Origin of the sequence: Pseudoalteromonas sp. KG3, assembly GCF_030436385.1 — a bacterium.
GTDB lineage: Bacteria > Pseudomonadota > Gammaproteobacteria > Enterobacterales > Alteromonadaceae > Pseudoalteromonas > Pseudoalteromonas prydzensis.
Genome location: NZ_CP098523.1, coordinates 176,787 through 195,369, shown reverse-complemented (window position 1 = coordinate 195,369; position 18,583 = coordinate 176,787). Strand labels below are relative to the sequence as shown.

Sequence of the window (18,583 nt, the reverse complement as noted above, 5' to 3'; positions counted from 1 at the left end):
TAAATTCACATGGAAAAAATACTTATTGTCGATGACAACCCTGCCATATTAGAAGCCTTGTCATTACTGTTAGAAATTCATGACTACCACGTTGTCACTGCAAAAACACAGCGTGAAGCGTTACAAATAGTGCAATACCAACGTATCGCGCTGGTTATTCAAGATATGAATTTTAGTAATGACACCACCTCAGGTGAGGAAGGCAAAGCGCTGTTCTACCAATTAAGAGAGCTAGAAAACGCCTGTAAACGTGCTGCGGTACTCAAGCCTCATGGCGACATTACCTTTGATGATTTTGCTCTGCAATCGCTAACCAGTCATACTCAGCCAACTAAACAAGAACCCACTAAACTAGCGCTAGAAAATGCCATGCGTGACCAACAAGGCGTTATTGCTAAAGTGGCCCGTCAGTTTGGCTTAAGCCGTCAGGCACTGTATCGACGTTTACAAAAATTTGAGATTGATTATTGATGCAAAGTAATAAACTCGCATTGCCCATCACCGAGAGAATAATGTTGCTATGTAACGTCTCTGCACTTATTCCGGTTTGGATCATCTGTTGGTTGACGCAATTAAACTGGCCATTACTAATAACAACAACTTTGATCACAGTACTGCTTGCCAGTTATTTATCTTTTCGGCTCAGCCACACTTTAGTACAAGGTATAAAGTCACTTGAAACCGGCTTACTTAATTTTAAAGATGGTGAATTAGCCACCCTACTTGCCTATAACCACAATGATGAATTAGGTCAGTTATGTCAATTGTATAATCAAACGGCAAAGCAATTACGCCAAGAGAGACAGTGGATTTATCAGCGTGAATTGATGCTTGATAAGGTGCTACAAAGCTCACCACAAGCGGTGCTATTAAGAAATGATAAAGGCTTTATTGTTTACAGTAACTACAGTGCTCGGGATCTTTTTAATGCCAAAGTAGCCCTTGAAGGCAGCCAATTTGAGCAAGTGCTTAATAATGCTCACCCACAATTAAGTAATGCTTTAAAGCGCGGCAATGATGGTTTATTTTCTATAGAAACTGAACAGCAAGAATCTCAAGCATGGCATTTGTCTACTGGTAAGTTATTACTTAATAATCAATATCATTACTTATATGTCTTTAAACAACTCACCCGCGAGCTTAGCCGTCAAGAGGTCGAGGTGTGGAAAAAGGTCATTCGGATCATCAGTCACGAACTTAATAACTCACTCGGTCCCATGTCGTCAATGCTGCACAGCGGCCAGTTACTCAGTGAAAAGGTTAATGAACCAAGGCTAAAGCGGGTTTTCGCCACTATTTCTGAGCGTATTAAACATCTCAATGAGTTTGTTCAAGGTTATGGTAAATTTGCTAAATTACCAACGCCACAACTCAGTACACTTGATTGGCCTGCTTTACTCGAACAACTACAGAGCCAATGGTGCTTTACCCTTGAGATAAATAAAGATGTTAAGACCGTTGCCGATCCAACTCAAATCGAGCAGTTGCTAATCAACCTGATCAAAAATGCCAACGAATCAGGCTCAGCAGCAAAGTCTATAAACGTCACTATTTCACAAGATAGTAAAGGCACGCATATTAGCGTCAGCGATCAGGGGAAAGGCATGAGCGAGCAAGTGATGGCAAATGCGTTGATCCCATTTTATTCAACCAAAGCAACAGGTAGCGGTTTAGGGTTAGCATTGTGCCGTGAAATAGTTGAAGCGCATCATGGCCAAATCAGTTTACATAACCGTAAACACGGCGGGCTTAACGTTCATGTCATTTTGCCACGCTTCTGAAGCTGCATTAAAAAAGTCACAAAAAAGCCGCATTCAAGCGGCTTTTTAATTCTATAAGCATAAACTAAACGTTATTCTGCGTCAGCTTCTTTATATTTAGCTGCAGTTTCAGTGATCAGTGGTTGCAATTCACCACGTTGAAACATTTCAATGATAATGTCGCAACCACCAATTAATTCGCCATCAACCCACAGTTGTGGAAAAGTTGGCCAATTAGCATAAGCTGGTAATTCAGCTCGAATATCAGGGTTTAGTAAAATATCAACATAGGCAAACGGTTCACCGCATGACATTAATGCTTGAGATGCTTGTGAAGAAAAACCACAATTTGGTAATTTAGGCGATCCTTTCATATAAAGGATAATTGGATTTTCAGAAATCTGCTGTTTAATTTTATCAATGGTTTCCATCTACAACCTCAAAAGTGACGATAGCTGAACATATCAAGGCTTGAAAAATTTTCATTTAGCCTCATATATGTATCTTAAAGTGGGCAAATAAAGCCGCAATCGAAATAGTCTTGCACTTGCACTGCTGTTTGGCATTGCTGTTTGCTAAAACTTGAGTAAAATACTCAACAATTATAGTAACACTATAATCCCATTTGGTATAGGCAACTACCCTGTTTGAACAGGTATTACCTATTACTATTTGGACTATCAACCAAAAGAAGATGGAGATAAAAAATGGCATTTGAACTACCGTCACTACCATATGCAATTAACGCACTTGAGCCACATATTTCACAAGAAACGCTAGAGTTTCACCACGGCAAACACCACAATACTTATGTGACTAAACTTAACGGTTTGATCCCAGGTACTGAATTTGAAGGTAAATCACTTGAAGAGATCGTATGTTCTTCTGAAGGTGGCGTATTTAACAATGCAGCACAAATTTGGAACCACACTTTCTACTGGAACAGCCTAGCGCCAAATGGCGGCGGCGAAGCAACAGGTGCTGTTGCAGATGCTATCAATGCCAAATGGGGTTCTTTTGCAGCATTCCAAGCAGCTTTTGATGACAAAGCGGTTAATAACTTCGGTTCTAGCTGGACATGGTTAGTTAAATTAGCAGATGGCTCTTTAGACATCGTTAATACTTCTAACGCAGCAACACCACTAACTCAAGACGGTGTAACACCTATCCTAACTGTGGATCTGTGGGAACACGCTTACTACATTGATTTCCGTAACGTTCGTCCAGAATACTTAAAAGCATTCTGGTCGCTTGTTAACTGGGAATTCGCGAATGCTAACTTCGCATAATTGATTGCTCGTTTTGAGCAAGCTTAATTTAAAAGACGCTTCGGCGTCTTTTTTATTTTCTCACATAAATTTTTAATTTTATTGCACAAAAATCTAAATTCATGACTAAGCTTTAAATAACCTTTGCTTCTTTTTTAATTTGTAAACACCTAGTTTAAGCAGGTTTTCGGAGGTCTCTATGAGTATTTTTGAGCATTACCAAGCACGATACGAAGCGGCACAAGAAGAAGAGTACAGTATCGCTGAGTTCTTAGAAATTTGTAAAACTGATAAATCGGCTTATGCCAGCGCACCTGAAAGACTATTAACGGCCATCGGTGAGCCAAAAATGGTCGACACATCCAAAGACGCCCGCTTGAGTCGGTTATTTTCAAACCGAGTGGTTGCACGCTACCCCGCCTTTAATGATTTTTACGGGATGGAAGACGCCATTGAACAAATCGTTTCCTACTTAAAACATGCAGCACAAGGCCTTGAAGAGTGTAAACAAGTGCTTTATTTACTTGGGCCTGTAGGCGGTGGTAAATCTTCGATTGCAGAAAAACTCAAATATTTAATGCAACAAGTGCCCATTTACTCCATTAAAGGCTCGCCAGTTAATGACCATCCACTTTCGTTGTTTGATCCCAACGAAGATGCAGAGCTAATGGAAAAAGAATACGGCATTAAACCCCGTTATTTAAAAACCATTATGTCGCCGTGGGCCACTAAACGCTTATCTGAGTTTAATGGCGATATTAGCCAATTTAGGGTCGTGAAGCGCTACCCCTCAATATTAAATCAAATTGCCATTGCGAAAACCGAACCTGGCGATGAAAACAATCAAGATATTTCCGCATTAGTGGGCAAAGTGGATATCCGTAAATTAGAACATTTTGCGCAAAATGATGCTGACGCTTATGCTTACTCAGGTTCATTATGCCTTGCGAATCAAGGTTTAATGGAGTTTGTTGAAATGTTTAAAGCACCAATAAAAGTGCTGCATCCACTACTAACAGCAACCCAAGAAGGTAACTATAACGGCACCGAAGGGATCAGTGCGCTGCCCTTTAGCGGTATGATTTTAGCGCATTCGAATGAATCAGAGTGGCAAACCTTTAAAAACAACAAAAACAATGAAGCATTTTTAGACCGTGTTTATATTGTAAAAGTACCTTATTGTTTACGTGTATCAGAAGAAGTAAAAATCTACGACAAACTATTGGAGCATAGTGAGTTATATAATGCACCTTGTGCCCCTGGCACATTGGAAACATTGGCAAAATTTACTGCTTTGTCGCGGTTAAAAGAGCCAGAAAATTCCAGCATCTACTCAAAAATGCGAGTGTATGATGGCGAAAGCTTAAAAGACACTGATCCAAAAGCTAAGTCGTATCAAGAGTATCGGGATTATGCTGGTGTTGATGAAGGCATGACCGGGCTTTCTACCCGCTTTGCATTTAAAATTTTATCCCGTGTATTTAACTTTGACACCCTTGAGGTTGCCGCTAACCCAGTACATTTATTTTACGTGTTAGAACAACAAATTGAGCGAGAGCAATTCTCAGCTGACGTGGAAGAACGTTATCTGAGCCACTTAAAAGGCTATTTAATTCCGCAGTATGTTGAATTCATTGGTAAAGAATTGCAAACCGCGTACTTAGAGTCTTATTCTGAATATGGCCAAAACATTTTTGACCGCTACGTCACTTATGCTGATTTTTGGATCCAAGATCAAGAATACCGCGACCCTGACACTGGGCAGTTATTTAACCGTGAAGCCTTAAATGCAGAGCTCGAGAAAATTGAAAAACCTGCAGGCATTTCAAATCCAAAAGATTTCCGTAATGAGATAGTTAATTTTGTGCTGCGGGCACGCGCTCACAATAATGGCAAAAACCCATTGTGGACTAGCTATGAAAAACTACGCACTGTGATTGAGAAAAAAATGTTCTCAAATACCGAGGAGCTTTTACCGGTTATTTCATTCAATGCGAAAACATCCGCAGAGGATCAGAAAAAACATGAGGACTTTGTTAATCGCATGGTAGAAAAAGGCTATACCCAAAAACAAGTACGTTTGTTATCTGAGTGGTATTTACGAGTTCGTAAATCACAATAACAATCAAACTGAAGTATTTTAGGGGGCTTTATGGCGCATTTTATAGACCGTCGCCTGAACGGTAAGAATAAGAGTACGTTAAATCGTCAACGTTTTATCAGGCGCTATAAAAAACAAATAAAAGAAGCGGTGTCCGATGCGATAAATAAACGCAGCGTCACTGATACCAGTAGTGGAGAAAGTATTTCAATTCCACAACGGGATATCAGTGAGCCGACTTTTCACCAAGGTAAAGGAGGCGATAGAGAACAAATACACCCGGGTAATGATCAATTTTCAACTGGTGATAAAATACAACGTCCGCAAGGTGGTCAAGGCAGTGGTGGCGCGGGTGAAGGCGAAGCGAGTGATTCTGGCGAAGGCGAAGACGATTTTGTCTTTTCAATTTCAAAAGATGAGTATTTAGATTTATTGTTTGAAGATTTAGAGCTGCCTAACCTGCAACAAAACCAGCTGGATAAACTCGTACAAATGAAAACTCATCGCGCTGGATTTTGTAGCGATGGTATGCCCAGCAACATTGACATAGTACGCTCTTTACAAGGCTCACTGGCAAGACGCGTAGCAATGACCGCGGGTAAAAAACGGCAATTAGCAGAGCTTGAAGCACAGCTTTGCATATTAATGGCAGAGGAAAAACCCGATATCGCGGCAATTGCATTACTTGAGCAAGAAATTGCGGCATTACAGAAGCGTATTGGCACAGTGCCCTTTATTGATAATTATGATCTGCGTTTTCGTAATTACGAAAAGCAACCACACCCAACCAGTAAAGCTGTGATGTTTTGTATTATGGATGTGTCGGGCTCGATGGATCAGGCAACCAAAGATATGGCGAAACGCTTTTATATATTGCTCTATCAGTTTTTAACCCGTAGTTATAAAGACATTGAAGTGGTGTATATCCGCCATCACACCCAAGCCAAAGAAGTAGATGAGCAAGAGTTTTTCTATTCTCAAGAAACCGGCGGAACCATTGTCTCTAGTGCGCTTAAATTAATGAATGAGATCATCTCAGAGCGTTACCATGCAGGCGAATGGAATGTCTATGCGGCGCAGGCATCAGATGGTGATAATTGGGCTGATGACTCACCACAGTGTGGTGAGATTTTGCGTAATAAGCTGTTAAAAGACGTGCGTTATTATGCCTATATTGAGATCACTACGCGGGCTCATCAGAGCCTGTGGCGTGAGTATCAAGCTATTTGTCAAAGCCATGACAATTTTGCTATTCAACATATTCGTACTGCTGAAGATATTTACCCTATTTTCCGAGAGCTATTTAAGAAGAGTCGTCAACACCAAGGTGCAGCCTAGGCTGAACAGTGAGGTATTTATATGACCGATAAACGAATGAGTGATGGGCCTGATTGGACATTTGAGTTATTACAACAATACCAAGATGAAATAGCCCGTGTGGCTGAACATTATCGTCTTGATACCTACGTCAATCAAATAGAAGTGATCACCGCAGAGCAAATGATGGATGCCTATTCCAGCGTTGGCATGCCAATTGGTTACAGTCATTGGTCATATGGTAAAAAATTTATTCAAACAGAGCAAAACTACAAACGCGGGCAAATGGGGTTAGCGTATGAGATTGTGATTAATTCAGATCCCTGTATTGCCTATTTAATGGAAGAAAACACCCTGCCCATGCAAGCATTAGTAATGGCGCATGCATGCTACGGGCATAACTCATTTTTTAAAGGAAATTATTTATTTAAAACTTGGACAGATGCTGGCTCAATTATTGATTACTTACTGTTTGCTAAAAACTATATTGCCCGTTGTGAAGAGAAGTATGGCATTGAAGAGGTCGAAAATTTATTAGATTCATGCCACGCGCTGATGAATTATGGGGTTGATCGTTATAAACGCCCACAACAAATTTCTTTATTTGAAGAACAAAAACGCCAACAAGAGCGCGAAGATTACTTGCAATCACAAGTAAATGAGCTCTGGCGCACGATCCCATCACACCAGCAAGAAACAAAAAAACGTGAGCGGCATTTTCCCTCTGAACCACAAGAGAATATTTTGTACTTTATTGAAAAAAATGCGCCATTGCTTGAATCATGGCAGCGAGAAGTGATCCGCATTGTACGGAAAATTTCACAGTATTTTTATCCACAAAAACAAACTCAGGTGATGAATGAAGGTTGGGCAACCTTTTGGCACTATACAATTTTGAACCACTTATACGATGAAGGAAAACTCACTGATTCCTTTATGTTAGAGTTTTTACAAAGTCATACCAATGTGGTGTATCAACCCCCTTATAATAGTAACTATTATTCTGGTATTAACCCGTATGCGCTAGGCTTTAATATGATGGTGGATATTCGTCGTATCTGCGAAAATCCCACTGAAGAAGATAAACAATGGTTTCCTGATTATGCAGGCAGTAATTGGCTGGATACCTTACATTTTGCGATGGAAAACTTTAAAGATGAGAGCTTTATTAGCCAATTTTTATCACCCAAATTGATCCGTGATTTTAAGCTTTTTACTATTATTGATCACGAAAAAGACCCAAACTTGCAAGTCGGTGCCATTCACGATGAAAGCGGCTATCACGCAGTACGAAACGCACTCTCAGCACAATATAACCTCAGCAACCGGGAACCCAACATCCAAGTTTATGATGTTGATATTAGAGGTGATCGCTCTTTAACCTTACGCTACGTCCCACATCAAAATATTCCGCTGGCTAAGTCTCATGATGAAGTATTAAAACACTTATACAGGCTGTGGGGTTTTAAAGTAAAGCTAGAGCAAGAATCCAGCGCTGGTGAAATGACCACACTTGGACAATGCCCATCGGACGATTCTCGTCATACTACGCTGTAGCGATAAATTGTTCGAGGTAATAAACAGAAAATGGCGCTATTCGCGTCATTTTTGTCTTAAGATATGTTTAAGTCTTGATAGGCAGTAATGCAGTTTCTGCCATTTTCTTTTGAAAAATAAAGTGCTTTATCCGCCGCTTCAATCCATTTTTCATGGCGCTCAAAACTATCTTGAAAACAAGCAAAGCCAATGCTAACTGTCATTTTAATTTGCTGTTCATCAAAATAAATAGAGGAATTTTCAATTAAGCTACGTAACCGCTCTGCAAATATTTCAGCACCTTCGCGGTCCGTGTCCAATAAAGTAACAGCAAATTCTTCACCACCATAGCGCCCCGCAATATCAGTTTCACGTAATGTTTTACGCAATAAATCTGCAATGTTGCGAAGTGCTTCATCACCACAGCGATGGCCGTATTTATCATTCACTTTTTTAAAGTGATCGATATCAAACATCAATAAAGTACTACACCCAGCACTTCGTTTGATCCGCAAAAACTCTTGGCGAAGCGTGTTTTCCCAATGACCGCGATTAGCTAATTGTGTCAACGCATCCGTTTGACTCATTTGCTCCAATTGACGATTGACTTCTTCAAGCTCTTTTTTATTAACCGCAACGTCAGTGACGTCATAGATTATGATACAAATATGGCCAACTTCACCCATTGTATTTGACAGCGGAATAAACGTTGCATTTTGATACATATGGTCCGCTTTACCGGTAATTGGTCGGTAGTTTTTAAACCGGAAAATATACGGCTGTTGCTCCCAAATCGTAAATGAGCGGTTTTTCAAAATAAACACTGACTCAGATTTACTGCGAAACCATTTTTCGTCTATTGAAGGAAACAAATCAAACAAGTCTTTATCTTTCACTGCACTGGGTAGCATACCTGAATGGTTTTCCATAAAGCCATTCCAAATACACACTTTATAATCTCTATCTAATACCACCAAACCAATATCAACGGTGTTAAACATATCCATTAACCAATGGATTTCATTCATATTAAAATCAGCAGCAGGCATAATGTTAGTCTTCTAGTAGGTAAGCAACTTTGTATTTCAAAGTTTTTAGTGAATCTTCAGTAAACAACAGCATTAAATCACAATTTATATTGTGATTTTCAATACCATAGCTAATTTCTATGGCTAAGGTACGTTGCCAGCGTGATTTATTCGCCTTCACTAAATCAGCTACATCACAGTGTTGCCCTAGCACGACTGGGTGACCCTGACTAAAGGTCATATCTAATTGACGTGATAAACCGGTTAAAATTGCACCAATCAAGATATTACTAATATCCATTAATAGCTCCAGCTCAATTTTCTTATTGAGCTCCCCTTGATAATTCATCAAGGACGCGATTTCTTTAAAGCTTGAATCATTAAGTAATAACAACGCTTCACCGGAAACACCGCCGCCAATAAAACCTTGGCACACGCCAGAAGTAGACGCATTAGCGTCAATTGAACGCAGGGCCATATCTAATTCGTTTACTTCAAGAATATTAACATTCGGAATGGGCAACTCTACAAATACATTCAGTAAACGGGCAAGTAAGTCCCCTGCCTGACCCATAGCAACATTGGTTAGCTCTTGATAGATGTCTCTCACATCTGGGTCAACTTGCTCCCCTAAACGGTGTGATAACCGTTCACGCATGGCTTTATCTTTAATGCCATGATGTTCGATAATATCTGCAAGCTTTTGCGAATCACAGGGTTTTTGAATAAAGTCTATCGCGCCAAGTTCTATAACGCGTTGATGAGCATTTGGCTGAATATCGCCCGAGACCACCACAGTTAATACATTTAAATCTTGTTTTTGAATTGCTTGCAGCACTTCGTAGCCATCCATTTGCGGCATATTTAAATCGAGGAATAATATTTCCGGGCTTAACGCTTTAATTTGCTCAAGACAATGTACGCCATCTTCAGCAAACTCAACTTTAATATCCCAATCATCGGGTAATGAACGAGCTAACTGACGGCGCGCAAGTTTAGAATCATCACAAATTAGAACCGATGTTGGCATAGTGTCTCTCTGATCGCTTACATTGGGTAATAAATACCGTGGCCAATGTGCTTTTATTTTTATTAGTAAGGTACAAACAGTATCATTGCTTCATGTTAATCAATGTAACCATGTATTACAATTTTAAATTGAACTAAACGCTTGGTGTACTTAGGTGATTATAATACACTCAGACTAATTGCGTTAACTCTAAAGGAAATACCTTATGCTTCGTTCACTCACTTTTGCTTTAAGCGCCTTTTGCTCTATGGCCTTTGCAGTCGATATGACCGAAAACACGCTAGATGCTGGTAAAGTATCAGCACAATCAAAACCAATCACTTTATTAGGGCAAGGTGTAAAACTTGGCGATAAAGCGCCTGATTTCAAAGTGGTTGATGGTTCATTTACACCAATCACATTAGCGGATTATCAAGGCAAGGCTATTTTAATCAGCGTTGTGCCAAGCCTAGATACGGGTGTGTGTAGTATTCAAACCAAACATTTTAACGAAAAGGTCGCATCGCAATTTCCAAATGTAGCCATGCTCACCATTAGTGCTGACTTACCGTTTGCACAAAAGCGTTTTTGTAAAGCCGAGAACATAGATAAAATTACTGCATTATCTGATTCAGTATGGCGTGACTTTGGTCAAAATTATGGCTTGATAATTAAAGATATGGGACTACTTACTCGTGCCGTATTTGTATTAGATGCAAGTCATAAAGTTGTTTATAAACAGTTAGTCGCTGATTTATCAACAGAACCAAAATATGACCCAGTATTGAGTGCATTAAGCGCATTGTAATTTATTACCTAATGAGTAAATTACAATAATAAAAAAACCGCCAATCGGCGGTTTTTTTATTAATTGAATTATTAACCTAATAATTCAGCAAGTTGCTGATTAACAGCTTCAACAGCTTGGGTACCATCTAGTTTATGATATTGCGTGTTACCGGCTTTTGCTTCAGCTTGGTAATAATCAACCAATGGCATAGTTTGCTCATGATAAATACCTAAACGCTTACGTACTGTTTCTTCAGTATCATCGGCGCGGATAATTAAATCTTCACCAGTTACATCGTCTTTACCTTCCACTTTTGGCGGGTTATATACAACATGGTATACACGACCAGAGCCTGGATGAACGCGACGTCCACCCATGCGATCAACAATGATCTCATCGGCTACATCAAATTCAATAACGTGATCAACCACTACGCCATTTTCTTTCATTGCATCAGCTTGTGGAATGGTACGAGGGAAACCATCTAGTAAAAAACCTTTCTCACAATCCGCTTTAGTTATACGCTCTTTAACAAGGCCAATGATGATGTCATCAGAAATTAACTGACCTGCATCCATTACTTTTTTTGCTTCAAGACCCAGTGGCGTGCCTTCTTTAATTGCTGCACGTAACATATCACCGGTAGAGATCTGTGGAATACCGTACTTGTCCATCAAAAACTGAGCTTGAGTGCCTTTACCTGCACCCGGCGCGCCCAAAAGAATAATGCGCATATCATTGTCCTCGTTTGATACTGATTTTACGAAAAGCGTATCAGTATGATTTATTATAAAGCCTGAATTCTTCCATAAGCGCCTGCGATACTCAAGCAACTTATACCAATTGATTAGTCTCAATCATAAAAAAGGGAACCAAGGTCCCCTTTTTATTAAAATGTTACGTTTTGGGCAACTACTTGCTCAAATCTAACATTAATTTATTTAGACGAGTCACAAAACCAGCTGGATCTTTTAATGTACCACGCTCTGCAAGCAAGGCTTGATCAAGCAGTACATGTGACCACTGTGCAAATTTGTCTTCGTCTTGTTCAACATTTAAATGCTTAACAAGTTGGTGCTCAGGGTTAAGCTCAAAAATTGGTTTTGCTTCAGGAGCAGCTTGACCGACTGACTCCATTAGCTTTTGCATTTGTGAGCTCATATCGTTGTCATCAGCAACAACACAAGCTGGTGAATCAGTCAAACGATGTGTAAAGCGAACATCTTTAACGCTATCGCCCAGTGCTGTTTTGATGCGCTCAACTAAGCCTGCAACTTCTTTTTCAGACTCTTCTTGCGCTTTTTTAGTCTCTTCATCATCTAAGTTACCTAAGTCTAGGTCACCACGGGTAATTGACTTAAATGGTTTTTCAGCAAACTCGGTTAAGTGGCTCATCATCCACTCATCAACACGGTCGCTCATCAATAATACTTCGATACCTTTCTTACGGAAGATCTCTAAATGTGGAGAGCTTTTCGCTGCAGTGAATGAGTCAGCAACAACGTAGTAAATTGCGTCTTGCCCTTCGTTCATACGCTCAACATATTGTTCTAATGAAACGTTTTGTGCTTCTTCATCTGTATGAGTTGAAGAGAAACGCAATAACTTAGCAATCGCTTCTTTGTTTGCGGCATCTTCAGCTGGACCTTCTTTGATCACTTGACCAAATTCATTCCAAAATACTTGGTAATCGTCGGCTTTATTTTTTGCCATACGCTCAAGTAATTTTAAAGTACGTGACGTACAGCCCTTACGGATTGCTTGTGTAACTTTGTTATCTTGTAAGATTTCACGCGATACATTTAGCGGTAAATCGTTTGAATCAAGTAAACCCTTCACAAAACGTAAGTAGCTAGGCATAAATTGCTCAGCGTCATCCATTACAAATACGCGTTGTACATAAAGCTTTAAGCCACTTTGACGATCGCGATTCCATAAATCAAATGGTGCTTTTTTAGGGATATAAAGTAAGCTAGTGTATTCAGTTTTACCTTCAACTTTATTGTGAGCCCAGCTCAGTGGATCTTCCCAATCATGGCTTACATGCTTGTAAAACTCTTTATATTCGTCATCAGATAGCTCTGATTTATCACGCGTCCACAGTGCCGTAGCGCGGTTAATACTTTCCCATTCTCCAGGGACAGCTGGAATTTTTTCGCCATCTTCACCTTCAGACTCTGGTACTTCTGCTTTGTACATTTGTACTGGTGTAGAAATATGATCTGAGTATTTAGTGACAATACTACGTAGGCGCCACTCATCAGCAAATTCTTTTTCATCTTCACGAAGGTGTAAAGTGATTTCAGTCCCACGGCCTGCTTTTTCAATTTCTTCTAGCGTGTATTCGCCCTCACCCTGTGATTGCCATTCAACGCCTTTTTCTTCACCAGCTTTGCGGGTACGAACAGTCACAAGATCTGCAACGATAAATGCAGAGTAAAAACCAACACCGAATTGACCAATTAGTTGCGAGTCTTTGCTTTGGTCGCCAGTTAAGTTTTTGAAAAACTCAGCCGTACCTGATTTAGCAATCGTCCCTAGCGAGCTGATCACTTCATCGCGAGTCATACCAATACCGTTATCTGAAATAGTCACGGTATTTTTTTCTTTATCGGCACTGATACGTACGCGTAAGTCTGCGTCACCTTGGTATAGATCACCATTTGACAGTGCTAAAAAGCGTAACTTATCAGCCGCGTCAGAGGCATTTGACACAAGCTCACGTAAGAAGATTTCTTTATTAGAATAAAGTGAGTGAATCATTAAGTTTAATAGTTGTTTAACTTCTGTTTGAAAGCCTAATGTTTCTTTTTGTGCTGCAGTCATTTATATATCTCCAATTTGCAAAGTGTCTGCGTTATGCACTTAATATGGGGTGCAGTTCGTTAACTTCAAGTCAAATGGGCAAAAAAGTAAGCTATAGGGGGAGAAGCATGAAAGTTAGGTCATCTATTCTTACGATCAAAATGGCTGTGGGCAATGTAGGTGCGTTTGCTTGGAGCTTCGAGGGTGTACAAAAAACAGATCGCTGGCATGTAATTGTAAGCGCTCAGCCAGTTGTTGGCTATGTTGGTTTTTATACAGATCACAGCCAATAATTGGGTGCCCAATGCTGTGACTGTGAATACGTAGTTGGTGTGTACGCCCCGTCACAGGAGTAAATTGCACTAACGTTCGCTGCGGTGATGTTAAGCGCTGTAATACGATGTAGTCACTGACTGCGGGTTTCCCCGTCTCATTACAAATTTTTACTAATGGGAAGAGTAATTTATCTTTGGCTATGGCAGCGTTTATTTGGCCTGCGTCATTTAATAACCAGCCATCCAACATGGCTATATAGTGCTTTTTAATTGTCCCAGCTTGAAATTGCTTATTAAGCTGCTTAGTTGATTCAGGGTTAAGGCCTACAATCATAATACCTGAAGTACCATAATCTAACCGATGCGGCAATTTAGCGCTTGGGAATGCAGCTGTAATTCCTGGCTGCCCATGCACTAGGCGATAATGCACGGAATCCCAGTTAGCTGGGTTTTTACCATATAAGCTCAATAAACCACTGGGTTTATTGATCAATAAAATATCATCGTCTTGATATAAAATTTCCACATATTCATAGCAAACCGATGCAATAAAGTCATCAACAATAAGCTTAGACTTAGAGCTACAATCAGACATTTAATTCCTTACTGTGATTTAGTACATAAACCAAAATAATTAGCGCTAGAATTTAGCGATGAGTGATGCGCCGCGCGAAAATTTCCCGCGCTTCGCGCGATAACTGCGAAAAACGTAATTTTAAGTATTTTAAAAGTAGTTTAACCAAAGCTTACGTTTTGCTGCATTTAGAAGTTTTGTATTGGCTTCTTTTAAAAGAAGGTCATGCTCTTCTTCCTTCTCTTCAGGTACACACATATACCCAGCATCATTAACTAAATACATTTTATTAGCTTTTTCAATTGCAGGTTTGTAATCATTTGTATAGACAGAGGCTATCTTTTTGCTTTGTGATCCAAGGTTCACTTCTAAATCTTTAATTAGTGATTCACTTACATTTTCTTCTTTTATTAGTTTATCCCTCAAAGGTGTAATTGCTGTGTTATATTCACTTCTGATATCTCGGCCGAGAGCGAGAAAATGTCCGACTATTACACCAATTAGTAATGACACCAATGCAATCAATATTCTTACTTCTAAATCACTCATAGATTTACCTTAATAATTATCCATACTCTATTTAAACTTCAATTTCAGTATATGGCAATGTTGGTGCTGAACCAACAATTCTGCCATTCTCTACGTATACCGCACCAGTTTGAACACTATCACCTAGCACAATGCTTTTGCTGCTGTCGCTGTATTCGACTAGCGTTGTGCCGTTTGTGTTAACTGTGACGATTGTTGCTATTGTGCGTTGGGTTTTGTCAAGTACTGAGCCGAGCCTGTTTAGTGTGTTAGACATTGCTGATCACCTGTATGGTTTGGCTAACTGTAATAGCGCCTTGGTCGCTGATACTGGCGTTAATTGTCATGCTGTCGCAGGTCGCTTTAAATACTGAATCTGTGTAAGTGATGCCAACTAACATACCTGGGCGGATTGGTGGCAAGTCGTCTAAAAGCTTGGTTCTGATTGTAGTGTTTTGCTTGTTACCGCTGTTAGCCAGCTCACACGTTCCGCGTTGGCGTGCTGCTTGATTGTGGGTGATTAGCGTGTCTACAACATCATTAGCAAACTGATCGCCAAGCGTACCCGCACGCTTGATTTTACACGCTACGCCTTGCTGCTCACCTCGTACAAATACTGCGTTATGCTCTTGGTTGATGGTTTGGCTAGTGCTGTGCTCAAGTATGATTGAATCGTTAAGGATCACATCACAAATTGCATTGGCTGTGTCCCACGGCATTACGGGCCATGCTGGGACTACTGAGACAGTTTTAGTTGCGTCGTTAATATCGAGTATTGCGCCGACTGACTTAGCCACACTTAACAGTGCCGCAGCTGGGGTTAAATTTGTATAAGTAAACGCGCCTATAGGGATTGGATAATCGATCATTTTATTGTCGAGTGACCAGCCTGTATTAACAAGTATGTCAGACATGATCCCCGCTAAGGTTTTTGCAGTTGGGTTGGCGTAGTTTGTAGCGCGAGCGTAAGGGTTAGATAGTAACGCAAAACGACTGCGACAACTTGCGCTGTAGCTTTGATTAGCAAAGCGGTTGCTAGTGCTTGGCTGCTCACAAATGACATAAAAGTCATAGCCATTTAACGAGATTTTAAGTTCGTGGCCCAGGGCGCGCTCAAAGTCGATGCGTGAGCAAAATTTAATATTAGCTGTTGCGCTAAATTGGCCGCGAGATATTGAGTAATTAACGCTGTTGATTAGTATTTTTAAATCATCTGAAACACGCACACAATTAATGGTTGGCTGCATGATGTATGTATTCCTTAGCTGGGGTTCTATGGGGATTTTGCGGTCAATGGTTGGTACGTCATCATCACCGCGCACTAAGCCGCCCGGTAGGCCCCAGTAACAGACTTTATCGGGGTTGTTAAAGCGCATGACTAGACGCCCGTTTTGCACCGTTGCTGGCGCTGTGAACTCTAAATTTACATAGCCCTTAAACGGATGATTTCGCCAGTAACAAATGTATTGCTTGTCTGTTTCGCCGTAATGTATTACAAGTTGTTGGGTGTTCAAATTTGGGTTTGATGACCATTTAAAGGGATGCTTTGCTTCTATTATTGTCCTGTAATTCCAGTGTAGAGAGGTTTCTTGTAACTCACTATCCAAAAATGTGAGCCAATATGTTGAAGTAGTCTGGCTTTCTCTAAGTAGTTTCGTTAGCCAATCTGAACTCGCTTCATTATGTTCTATTTTGGTGTTCGTTTTAAATGACAACAACACATCATTAACTACTGGCAAGCTGATAGACCATAATGATGTAAATTCCTGTTTATTTGTATCACCATGAAGCCATTGCATAACTACAGTATTAGTAATGTTTATTGAAGACCAAACGTTGTTAACTTCTGTTTGTATTACTTCGGTAGTTACCCAGCTAGCTACAAAATCAATACCGATAGGTGTTAATACTGGTTCAACAACATCAACGGTAAAACTAAGTTTGATTGGTGATGTCGTTATTTCTTGCGAGTAACGTTGTTGAAACCTAATTTCAATCATTGTGATAAGTCTGTTATTTCTGCAATTACTCCATCTAAAATAGCGCCTGTATAAGCTAGGTTATCATCAAGAATTATGCAGGTTAGTAATGGGTCAACGCCATATTTTGCAGGCAGTATAATTTCAATAAAGGGTGCGCTTACTTTGCAGTAATAAAGACGTTTAGCGCTCTCTCTATCAAGAATAATTAGGCGTTCGGCATCGGGATCTAAATCTATGTTTAACTTAGACGCAGGCGTTGCCGTTAAACCTGTTTTTACAGTAGTCGTTTGAATTATGTTTTCAGCAGTAAAACTATCAATTGTTACATCAATAAAGTTAAGGCCCGTTGCTGTATCCGATGGCCTTTTATAATATATTTGTATCGCTGAAACATCTTGAGACGGTGAATAATCACGTTCAGTCCAGTTACCATCTGGGTATTCCTGATAATCTCTTCGTGCTCCGTTATTTAGTATTTCAACACAACGGCAGCGTGAAGAAGAACCTCCAACGGGGTGAAATTTATATAAACGCCCTGGTGTAACTTCAATTGGTAAGCTGGTTTTTGAACCGGGATCTTCTGTATACCCGGTGCCACTTCCATCATAAAAAATAAAACCATATGGTGAAAAATCACCTACAAATAAATTAGTCATCCCACACCTCTAAATTTATAACCATACGATTTGCACAATTGTTAACATGCTTTAACAAAAGATAGTTGTCGCCATAGTTTACCGTTGCTGGCCATATCATATTTTCTGGATGCCCAACTAACGTGCTATAAAGCCCCGGAAAATGTCCTCTTACCGCTGGGCGTGTATAGCTTTCTATTATTGGTTTTGACTCTCTATCTAATGCTGTTGCGTAATCCTGATGAAAAAGATAAATCTTTTCTAATGTATTGGACGGAATTACGCTTAGTGTTGGCGTTGGTTTTTGGTCTATGAATGATAGTTTATGCGGGTAATAGAGGCCATGCTCTAATGAGCCATCTGTATCATAAATTTTTAACGCCTTATATGGGGAGGTTGTGTTGAAATTTAAATGCTGAATATTTGTACCCCATGCGTCAGTGGGGTTTACAATGTAATTAAAGTTTTCACTGATAAATGAGCAAACTGCTATAAATTTAGCATCATCACCTGATATGGCGTTAGATAGGTCGCCTACAAAAAAACCGGTTTGATAAACCCAAGTGGGCATTTTATAGCTACCTTGATAACAAAAAAAACAATAGAATGCTTTATCTGTTCCTAAAATTACCCACGCTATATTTTTATCTTTAAATACTGTAAAAGCCTGTTTCCAACCTCTATTTTCTAAATTATCAGCGTCAATTACATTGCGTGCGGATTGAACGCGCACACCTACAGCATCGTCTAATCCTGTTGAACTGCTAAACACAACAGAATGACCTGAGCCGAGATTTTTGTAAGAACAAGCCACCGGATCATTTAACTCTTTTACCCATCCTAATGGCGGTTTATCACCGTAGCCAGTGACTAAGCACTTATCTATAATATTAACTAATTCGCTAAACGTGCAATCACCCGCCTGTGGTGCGCCTTCGTCATCCCATCTATAAACGCTTGGTGTTTGAGCCATAA

Annotated in this window: 18 protein-coding genes; 7 read left to right on the top strand and 11 right to left on the bottom strand. The window is 39.9% G+C overall.

All coding sequences use genetic code 11. From position 1 onward, the window contains the following. Nucleotides 1-9: 9 nt before the first annotated feature. Nucleotides 10-471, top strand: coding sequence for a response regulator (locus NDQ71_RS01140; protein ID WP_192542655.1), 462 nt, complete (start codon nt 10-12; stop codon nt 469-471). Then, entirely contained in the window at nt 471-1,781 is a 1,311-nt protein-coding gene (locus NDQ71_RS01135) for a PAS domain-containing sensor histidine kinase (protein ID WP_225736721.1), read from the top strand. The genes NDQ71_RS01140 and NDQ71_RS01135 overlap by 1 nt, the downstream gene beginning before the upstream one ends. A gap of 71 nt (nt 1,782-1,852) precedes the next feature. On the opposite strand, the gene NDQ71_RS01130 is transcribed toward NDQ71_RS01135, so the two are convergent. Then, complete coding sequence (locus NDQ71_RS01130; protein WP_064665960.1) at nt 1,853-2,191, bottom strand: Grx4 family monothiol glutaredoxin; 339 nt, start codon at nt 2,189-2,191, stop codon at nt 1,853-1,855. Nucleotides 2,192-2,467: 276 nt separating this feature from the next. Here NDQ71_RS01130 and NDQ71_RS01125 point away from each other — a divergent pair, with 276 nt between their 5' ends. From NDQ71_RS01125 to NDQ71_RS01110, 4 genes are all read left to right on the top strand, one after another. After that, complete coding sequence (locus NDQ71_RS01125; RefSeq protein ID WP_192542656.1) at nt 2,468-3,049, top strand: Fe-Mn family superoxide dismutase; 582 nt, start codon at nt 2,468-2,470, stop codon at nt 3,047-3,049. A 178-nt stretch (nt 3,050-3,227) separates the two neighbouring features. Further along, nucleotides 3,228-5,150 carry a PrkA family serine protein kinase gene (locus NDQ71_RS01120; RefSeq protein ID WP_192542657.1) on the top strand — a complete coding sequence of 641 codons (1,923 nt, stop codon included), beginning with the start codon at nt 3,228-3,230 and terminating at the stop codon, nt 5,148-5,150. 30 nt (nt 5,151-5,180) lie between these two features. After that, a complete protein-coding gene (locus tag NDQ71_RS01115) occupies nt 5,181-6,467 on the top strand; it encodes a YeaH/YhbH family protein (RefSeq protein ID WP_192542658.1) in 1,287 nt (428 codons plus the stop codon). A gap of 21 nt (nt 6,468-6,488) precedes the next feature. After that, on the top strand, nt 6,489-8,003 hold the full coding sequence (locus NDQ71_RS01110) for a SpoVR family protein (protein ID WP_192542659.1): 1,515 nt from the start codon (nt 6,489-6,491) through the stop codon (nt 8,001-8,003). A gap of 56 nt (nt 8,004-8,059) precedes the next feature. Here NDQ71_RS01110 and NDQ71_RS01105 read toward each other — a convergent pair whose 3' ends face one another. Together NDQ71_RS01105 and NDQ71_RS01100 are read right to left on the bottom strand one after the other, a co-directional pair. After that, complete coding sequence (locus tag NDQ71_RS01105; protein ID WP_192542660.1) at nt 8,060-9,031, bottom strand: diguanylate cyclase; 972 nt, start codon at nt 9,029-9,031, stop codon at nt 8,060-8,062. A 4-nt stretch (nt 9,032-9,035) separates the two neighbouring features. Further along, nucleotides 9,036-10,040: a response regulator gene (locus NDQ71_RS01100; protein WP_301562113.1), complete on the bottom strand. Its 1,005-nt coding sequence runs from the start codon at nt 10,038-10,040 to the stop codon at nt 9,036-9,038. A gap of 205 nt (nt 10,041-10,245) precedes the next feature. Here NDQ71_RS01100 and tpx point away from each other — a divergent pair, with 205 nt between their 5' ends. After that, a complete protein-coding gene (tpx, locus tag NDQ71_RS01095) occupies nt 10,246-10,827 on the top strand; it encodes a thiol peroxidase (RefSeq protein WP_192542662.1) in 582 nt (193 codons plus the stop codon). A gap of 71 nt (nt 10,828-10,898) precedes the next feature. Here tpx and adk read toward each other — a convergent pair whose 3' ends face one another. From adk to NDQ71_RS01055, 8 genes are all read right to left on the bottom strand, one after another. Next, nucleotides 10,899-11,543 carry an adenylate kinase gene (gene adk, locus NDQ71_RS01090; protein ID WP_016709192.1) on the bottom strand — a complete coding sequence of 215 codons (645 nt, stop codon included), beginning with the start codon at nt 11,541-11,543 and terminating at the stop codon, nt 10,899-10,901. 178 nt (nt 11,544-11,721) lie between these two features. After that, the gene (gene htpG / locus NDQ71_RS01085; RefSeq protein WP_283710880.1) at nt 11,722-13,635 is read right to left on the bottom strand and encodes a molecular chaperone HtpG; all 1,914 of its coding nucleotides are present in this window, start codon (nt 13,633-13,635) and stop codon (nt 11,722-11,724) included. Nucleotides 13,636-13,770: 135 nt separating this feature from the next. Beyond that, nucleotides 13,771-14,484, bottom strand: a complete 714-nt coding sequence (locus NDQ71_RS01080) for an RluA family pseudouridine synthase (RefSeq protein WP_301562112.1) — start codon at nt 14,482-14,484, stop codon at nt 13,771-13,773. 129 nt (nt 14,485-14,613) lie between these two features. Next, nucleotides 14,614-15,012: a hypothetical protein gene (locus NDQ71_RS01075; RefSeq protein WP_301562111.1), complete on the bottom strand. Its 399-nt coding sequence runs from the start codon at nt 15,010-15,012 to the stop codon at nt 14,614-14,616. Between the two features lie 31 nt (nt 15,013-15,043). Continuing rightward, nucleotides 15,044-15,268, bottom strand: a complete 225-nt coding sequence (locus NDQ71_RS01070) for a hypothetical protein (protein ID WP_301562110.1) — start codon at nt 15,266-15,268, stop codon at nt 15,044-15,046. Next, complete coding sequence (locus NDQ71_RS01065) at nt 15,261-16,991, bottom strand: hypothetical protein (RefSeq protein ID WP_301562109.1); 1,731 nt, start codon at nt 16,989-16,991, stop codon at nt 15,261-15,263. Before NDQ71_RS01065 ends, NDQ71_RS01070 begins: the two co-directional genes overlap by 8 nt. Then, nucleotides 16,988-17,629, bottom strand: coding sequence for a hypothetical protein (locus NDQ71_RS01060; RefSeq protein ID WP_301562108.1), 642 nt, complete (start codon nt 17,627-17,629; stop codon nt 16,988-16,990). The genes NDQ71_RS01065 and NDQ71_RS01060 overlap by 4 nt, the downstream gene beginning before the upstream one ends. Next, nucleotides 17,622-18,581, bottom strand: a complete 960-nt coding sequence (locus NDQ71_RS01055) for a hypothetical protein (protein ID WP_301562107.1) — start codon at nt 18,579-18,581, stop codon at nt 17,622-17,624. The genes NDQ71_RS01060 and NDQ71_RS01055 overlap by 8 nt, the downstream gene beginning before the upstream one ends. Between the last annotated feature and the right edge of the window lie 2 nt (nt 18,582-18,583).

Bases quoted from the DNA above. Each gene is read 5' to 3' on its own strand.
- NDQ71_RS01140 (WP_192542655.1), top strand. From the start codon at position 10: ATGGAAAAAATACTTATTGTCGATGACAACCCTGCCATATTAGAAGCC.
- NDQ71_RS01135 (WP_225736721.1), top strand. From the start codon at position 471: ATGCAAAGTAATAAACTCGCATTGCCCATCACCGAGAGAATAATGTTG.
- NDQ71_RS01130 (WP_064665960.1), bottom strand. From the start codon at position 2,191: ATGGAAACCATTGATAAAATTAAACAGCAGATTTCTGAAAATCCAATT.
- NDQ71_RS01125 (WP_192542656.1), top strand. From the start codon at position 2,468: ATGGCATTTGAACTACCGTCACTACCATATGCAATTAACGCACTTGAG.
- NDQ71_RS01120 (WP_192542657.1), top strand. From the start codon at position 3,228: ATGAGTATTTTTGAGCATTACCAAGCACGATACGAAGCGGCACAAGAA.
- NDQ71_RS01115 (WP_192542658.1), top strand. From the start codon at position 5,181: ATGGCGCATTTTATAGACCGTCGCCTGAACGGTAAGAATAAGAGTACG.
- NDQ71_RS01110 (WP_192542659.1), top strand. From the start codon at position 6,489: ATGACCGATAAACGAATGAGTGATGGGCCTGATTGGACATTTGAGTTA.
- NDQ71_RS01105 (WP_192542660.1), bottom strand. From the start codon at position 9,031: ATGCCTGCTGCTGATTTTAATATGAATGAAATCCATTGGTTAATGGAT.
- NDQ71_RS01100 (WP_301562113.1), bottom strand. From the start codon at position 10,040: ATGCCAACATCGGTTCTAATTTGTGATGATTCTAAACTTGCGCGCCGT.
- tpx (WP_192542662.1), top strand. From the start codon at position 10,246: ATGCTTCGTTCACTCACTTTTGCTTTAAGCGCCTTTTGCTCTATGGCC.
- adk (WP_016709192.1), bottom strand. From the start codon at position 11,543: ATGCGCATTATTCTTTTGGGCGCGCCGGGTGCAGGTAAAGGCACTCAA.
- htpG (WP_283710880.1), bottom strand. From the start codon at position 13,635: ATGACTGCAGCACAAAAAGAAACATTAGGCTTTCAAACAGAAGTTAAA.
- NDQ71_RS01080 (WP_301562112.1), bottom strand. From the start codon at position 14,484: ATGTCTGATTGTAGCTCTAAGTCTAAGCTTATTGTTGATGACTTTATT.
- NDQ71_RS01075 (WP_301562111.1), bottom strand. From the start codon at position 15,012: ATGAGTGATTTAGAAGTAAGAATATTGATTGCATTGGTGTCATTACTA.
- NDQ71_RS01070 (WP_301562110.1), bottom strand. From the start codon at position 15,268: ATGTCTAACACACTAAACAGGCTCGGCTCAGTACTTGACAAAACCCAA.
- NDQ71_RS01065 (WP_301562109.1), bottom strand. From the start codon at position 16,991: ATGATTGAAATTAGGTTTCAACAACGTTACTCGCAAGAAATAACGACA.
- NDQ71_RS01060 (WP_301562108.1), bottom strand. From the start codon at position 17,629: ATGACTAATTTATTTGTAGGTGATTTTTCACCATATGGTTTTATTTTT.
- NDQ71_RS01055 (WP_301562107.1), bottom strand. From the start codon at position 18,581: ATGGCTCAAACACCAAGCGTTTATAGATGGGATGACGAAGGCGCACCA.